We start from the raw sequence: 5,537 nt of genomic DNA on the forward strand, positions 1-5,537 counted from the left end.
GTCGTCGGCCGGCGCCTCGACGACGTCCGCCTGCGGCAGGGCGTGGCGGACCGCGTCCAGCAGCGGCTCCGCTGCCGGCCCCAGCACGGCGACGCGGGGACGAGCCACGCCCTGGAGGTGACGGGCCAGCACGGCGGCGAGCTGCTCGGGGCGTCCGGACCGGGCGAGTGGACGACCTCGAAGCCGTCCCCGGAGCAGTCGCCTCACGAGAGCCGAGCCTAGTCGACGGCTCTCGCCGACCCGGACGATCGGTCCCGCCTGCCGCCCGACATGTGCTTACAGTGGGGTCCCCCACCCCCAGAGATCGGACAAGGATGGTCACTCAAGAACGCATGTCCTATCTGGCGCGCCACCCGCGCGAGCTGGCCGGCGCTGCCGCCCGCCGGGTCCGGCGGCGCCTCGACACCTCGGCACCGCGGTGCCTGGTCTGTGGCTCCACCGACCTTCGCGAGCAGGTCGTCGAACGCGCGGCCCCGCTGCCCCGCCCCGGACGGTACGAGCTGCGGATCTGCCAGACCTGTCAGTACGTCTCGAACCCCGGCAACACGGTGGACTACACGGCGTTCACGAGCGTCGAGCGGTTCAAGCTCACGCCGCGCGTGGGCACCGAGGACCACCAGGGGCGCGAGTTCCACATGGCGCGGATGGGCGCCGACGTCCTGCAGCGGTCCTCCCTCGACGTGATGGTGTTCGGGGCCGGCCGCAGTCTTGACTACCGGCACATCGCGAAACTGCCACAGGTCCGCAGCGTCGTGATGAGCGATGTGGTGGACCTCGGCGTCGATGCCGACTTCATCAACATCACCGAGGGCACCGATCGGCGGTTCGACCTGATCATCGCCTGCGAGGTGGTCGAGCACTTCACCGATCCAGCGACGGAGTTCCCGCGTCTGTTCGACCTGCTCACCAAGGACGGGCTGCTGGTCTGCTCGACCAACATCTTCAACGGCGGGGATCTGCAGAAGCAGCGGTACCTCTACAGTCCCGGACACGTCTCCTACTACAGTCCGCGGGCCATCCGGAGGATCGCGGAGCGGAACCGGATGCGCTTCGACTTCCGCCTTCCCGCCATCGCGAACGGAAGCCCGGGCCCGCGGAAGCGGTACGTCCTGTTCACCAGATCGGCAAGGAACCTGCGCAACGTCGCCGAGTACTTCGGCGGCCGTCCGTACGCACCCTCGGAGGACGTGCGGGCGATGGAGGAGGCAGGAGCACGGAGCGGCTGATGGGGGCCGGCACGCCGGCCTGTGCCAGACTGCCGTGTCGTCCTGACCGGTGACCGCCGGCGGGCGAGCGAGTCGGTCGAAAGGATCAGCCCAGCATGTCGGCACCTGTCAAGAACGTGGCTGTCCTCCTCGCCGGAGGAGTGGGCGCCCGGGTCGGTCTCGACATCCCCAAGCAGCTGATCAAGGTAGCCGGGAAGACGCTCCTCGAGCACACCCTGGTTGCCCTGCACGAGCATCCCGACGTCGACGAGGTCGTGGTCATGATGGCCCAGGGCCACACCGACGCGGTCCGCGACATGACCCGCGGCGGCCGCTACCCGAAGGTGACCGAGATCCTCGAGGGTGGCGACACCCGCAACGCCACCACCCAGCGGGCGATCGACCACCTGCTTGCGACGGCCGGCGGCGCCGAGGTGCGGATCCTGCTCCACGACGCGGTCCGGCCGCTGGTCACGCCTCGGATCATCGGCGAGTGCTTCCAGGCGCTCGCCACGTATCCGGCGGTCGACGTGGCGATCCCGTCTGCCGACACGATCATCGAGGTCGGCGAGGACAACACGATCCGGAGCATCCCGCCGCGCGCGACGCTGCGCCGCGGCCAGACCCCGCAGGCATTCCGGCTCGACGTCCTCGCGGCGGCCTACGAGAAGGCGGCGGCGGACCCGGACTTCGCCGCCACCGATGACTGCACCGTGGTGCTCCGCTACCTGCCGGACCAGCCGATCACCGTGGTCCACGGGGACGAGCGGAACATGAAGGTGACCGAGCCGATCGACGTCTTCATCGCCGACAAGCTCTTTCAGCTGACCGGCATCGACCTGCCGCGCGCCAAGACCGAGGAGGGCTACCGCGAGGCGCTCACCGGCAAGACGATGGTGGTGTTCGGCGGCAGCTACGGCATCGGCGCCGACATCGCCGAGCTCGCGGCGTCGTACGGCGCGAACGTCGTGACCTTCAGCCGGTCGACCACCAACACCGACGTCGGTCGCCGCGCCGACATCGCAGCGGCCGCGAAGAAGGCGCTGGAGGTGACCGGGTCGGTCGACTTCGTGGTGAACACCGCCGGCGTGCTGCCACGGGGAGCGCTGCTGGAGACCACGGAGGAAACGGTCTACGCCGCCACGGACATCAACTACCTCGCGCCGATCTTCATAGCCCAGGAGTTCTTCCCGCACCTCGCGGCGAGCGGGGGCGCGCTGCTGCTCTTCACCTCCAGCTCCTACACCCGGGGCCGCAGCGGCTACAGCCTCTACTCTTCGGCGAAGGCGGCGACGGTCAACCTGACCCAGGCGCTCGCCGACGAGTGGGCCGATGCCGGCGTCCGCGTGAACTGCATCAACCCCGAGCGGACCGCCACCCCGATGCGCGTCAAGGCCTTCGGGGAGGAGGCTCCGGGCACGCTGCTGGACTCCCAGACCGTGGCCCGCACCTCGGTCGACGTCCTGGTCTCCGACCAGTCCGGCCACGTGTACGACGTCCGCAAGGACGACCCGTTCACCCTCGGCGACTGACCCGCCGCTTCGCGCGCCGGCCGACCTCGCGCAGCAGCTCCCGGCCGCCGTACTGGTCGAGCCCGGTGCCCGCCTCGGCGCGCCGCCGCTCGCCGTACTCCAGCGCGGCGGCGAAGCCGACGTCCATCAGGCGGCCGGCCGTCTCCACACTGACGGTCGTCGGCACCTCGACCTTCTCGTCCCACTCGTCGGGGTCCGTCAGCAGCGAGTGGAGGTCGCCGACGACGGTGACGTCGGAGTCGCGTACCGCCTCGATCCAGTCGGCGGTGTACTCGTTGGCGCGCTCGGCGATCCAGCGCGGGCCGCGGATGGGGTACGGCGTCGCCATGGTGGTCAGCTCGCGCAGGCCGCGGCGGGCGAGCTCGCCGACGGTGAACATCCAGGTTGCGTGGTCGCCGCCGCGGTCGGTGTAGGCCCGGTTGAAGTGCCGCAGCATCTCGGCCTCCGGATAGGGCAGCGAGGCGTTGTCCAGCTCGGGCGACCGCAGGATCTCCGGCACGCCCATCAGGGACTCGAAGACGCGGAAGTTGCGCAGTCGGTCCTTCGAGTCGCCCATGACCAGGATGATCCGGTCCTCGCCGAAGACCCTGCCGAACTCGTCGATCACGCGCCGGATGCTGAACCGGTGGATGTGCGGCATCACCCGATCCCACGATGCCATGACCTTCCCGTCGGGGCGGACCGAGGCGAAGTGCTTCTCGGCCCACTCCTCCAGCGTCTCGGTGCCACGCCGGCGCAGCACCTCCTGCCACTGCGAGACCAGGAGCGGCGCCAGCGGGCGGAGGGTGAGCACGATGTGGGTGTCGGAGCCGAGGTTGTCCGCGAGGTACTGCACGCGGTCGCGGGTGGCCTGGCTGAGGGACTCGCTGGACCAGAAGGTGCACCGGGCCTCGGACGACCGGAACTCCGCCGCCATGCGATGCCAGTTGGCCTCCCACTCCGCGCGCTCGCGCGCGGGAAGGTAGCTGGGCAGCGTCCCGACGGCGGCCAGCACCGTCTTCATCTCGTGCCGGCGCCTGCTGACGTCGTGCACGCCGTACGCCGCGAGCTCCTTGCGCGCCTCCTTGATGGCACCCTGCAGCGCCGTGGTGCCGGTCTTCGGCATCCCGATGTGCAGGAAGCGCGAGCCGTCCGGCAGTGCCTCGGGCATGTCCACTGAGCGCATGCTGGTCAGACTCCTTCGCTGGGAACTGCTCGATCGTATCCGTCGGGGACCGGGCGGGGTGATTTCAGCCCTCGCCCAGGCCGGAGCCGAAGAACGCCTCGACCACGCGTCGCGCGGCGTGCCCGTCCTGCAGATAGTTGAACCGCCGGTTGAACCGCTCGAGTTCCTCCCGCGTGCGCTCGCTGAGCCGCTCGATGTCGCGCAGCAGCCGCACCGCCTCGTCCGCGGTGTCGACCAGCGGGCCGGGCGCGGACTCGCGATAGTCGTAGAGGAAGCCGCGGACGCCACCGACGTAGGTGTCCAGGTCCGGCACGAGGAAGACCATCGGACGCATGGTCAGCGCGAAGTCGAACCGCAGCGAGGAGTAGTCGAGCACCGCTGCGTCGGAGGCGAGGATCAGGTGGTTGATCTCCGGGTAGTCGGTGACGTCGAGGTACCGCGCCCTGCCCTGGTCGAGCGTCCCGGACGCTGCGGAGTGGAAGCGATGGCCGCGCATGAGCAGCACGTAGTCGGGGCCGAGGGCCCGGCTCGCTGACGCCAGATCGAGGTGATGAACCACCTCGGCCGCCCGCCAGTTCGTGGCCAGGTCGTCGCGCCAGGTCGGGGCGTACAGGACCACCTTCTGGCCGGGTCGGATACCGAGCCGGCGGCGAACGTCCTCGCGAACCGCCTCGGCCTCCGGGGACACCAGCAGGTCGTCGCGTGGATAGCCGGCGTTGTGGATCGGCCCGTCGTAGGCGTACTCCTGCCGGTAGTACTCGTCCATCTCCGGCGCGGGGGTGAGGATCAGGTCCCACTCGCGCGACGTCCGGTCGAGCTCGAGCTCGATCCGGCGCGGAGTGAAGTGCTTGGCCTGCCACATCCGAAGGCCCATCGACTTCGCGGGGTACCCGTGGAACGTCTGCAGGAGCCGCTGGCCCGGCCTGCGGGTGAACCAGCGCTCGGGGTCGATGTTCATGCAGAGGTACTTCGCCGATGCCAGCGTGCGGTACCACTCGCGGGTGTTGATGACGACGGGGACACCGCCCTCCGGCACCCACGACGACGGCCCGTCGACGCCCCAGTAGAGGGTCAGCTCCGGATGGGTGCGACGCAGCTCCTCATGGATCGCCACCTGGCTGTCGGTGGCGGAGGCACCCACGTAGGACTGCAGGTAGACCGCCTGCTCGTCGAGCGGGATGTCTCCCTCGCGGTACCACCGCTGCAGCTCCTCCTGGGCGTACGGGCCACGCTCGTCGTCGCCCAGCGGGCGGAGCAGCTCGACGCCGGCGGCGCGCTCGGACCTGATCACGCGAGCGCCGTACCGGCTGCCGAGCATGAAGTGATGGAGCTGGTCGATGGCCCGCTCCCCGAGCAGGGCGCGGGTCCGCTGACCACCGGTCACCACGTCGAGCCAGTAGAACCCGAGCCGCACCGGAGTCTCGCCGAGTCCCCACGGATCGCTCGCCAGCCGGAAGCGGACCCGGACCGGGTCGCCCGCGGCGCCGCCACCCATCTCGCCCACGACCCTCGCCCTGGCCCCGACCAGCTCGACCTGCGCGTCCGCCGGGGGCTCGGCGGCCAGCCAGCGGCCGGTCAGGGACAGCTCGAGGTCGGTGACCTCGAGCTCGTCCACCGCGAGCACGCTTCCCGCCT

Annotated in this window: 5 protein-coding genes; 2 read left to right on the plus strand and 3 right to left on the minus strand. The window is 70.3% G+C overall.

What is annotated here, in order from left to right; all coding sequences use genetic code 11:
* The coding region (locus E7Z54_RS21875) for a hypothetical protein (RefSeq protein WP_136436844.1) at positions 1–207 on the minus strand (207 nt) is incomplete at its 3' end.
* A gap of 125 nt (positions 208–332) precedes the next feature.
* Between E7Z54_RS21875 and E7Z54_RS21880 the strand changes: the two genes are divergently transcribed.
* Together E7Z54_RS21880 and E7Z54_RS21885 are read left to right on the plus strand one after the other, a co-directional pair.
* Positions 333–1,226, plus strand: a complete 894-nt coding sequence (locus tag E7Z54_RS21880) for a class I SAM-dependent methyltransferase (RefSeq protein WP_168798460.1) — start codon at positions 333–335, stop codon at positions 1,224–1,226.
* A gap of 95 nt (positions 1,227–1,321) precedes the next feature.
* Positions 1,322–2,737 (plus strand): bifunctional cytidylyltransferase/SDR family oxidoreductase, encoded by a 1,416-nt coding sequence (locus E7Z54_RS21885; RefSeq protein ID WP_136436846.1) that lies wholly within the window; start codon positions 1,322–1,324, stop codon positions 2,735–2,737.
* Here the strand turns inward: E7Z54_RS21885 and E7Z54_RS21890 are convergent.
* Complete coding sequence (locus E7Z54_RS21890) at positions 2,721–3,902, minus strand: hypothetical protein (protein ID WP_136436847.1); 1,182 nt, start codon at positions 3,900–3,902, stop codon at positions 2,721–2,723. The genes E7Z54_RS21885 and E7Z54_RS21890 overlap by 17 nt on opposite strands.
* 64 nt (positions 3,903–3,966) lie before the next feature.
* On the minus strand, positions 3,967–5,537 hold a 1,571-nt coding region (locus tag E7Z54_RS21895; protein WP_206056463.1), incomplete at its 5' end, for a CDP-glycerol glycerophosphotransferase family protein.

Origin of the sequence: Nocardioides sp. (genome assembly GCF_004803405.1) — a bacterium.
Taxonomy (GTDB): Bacteria; Actinomycetota; Actinomycetes; order Propionibacteriales; family Nocardioidaceae; genus Nocardioides; species Nocardioides vastitatis.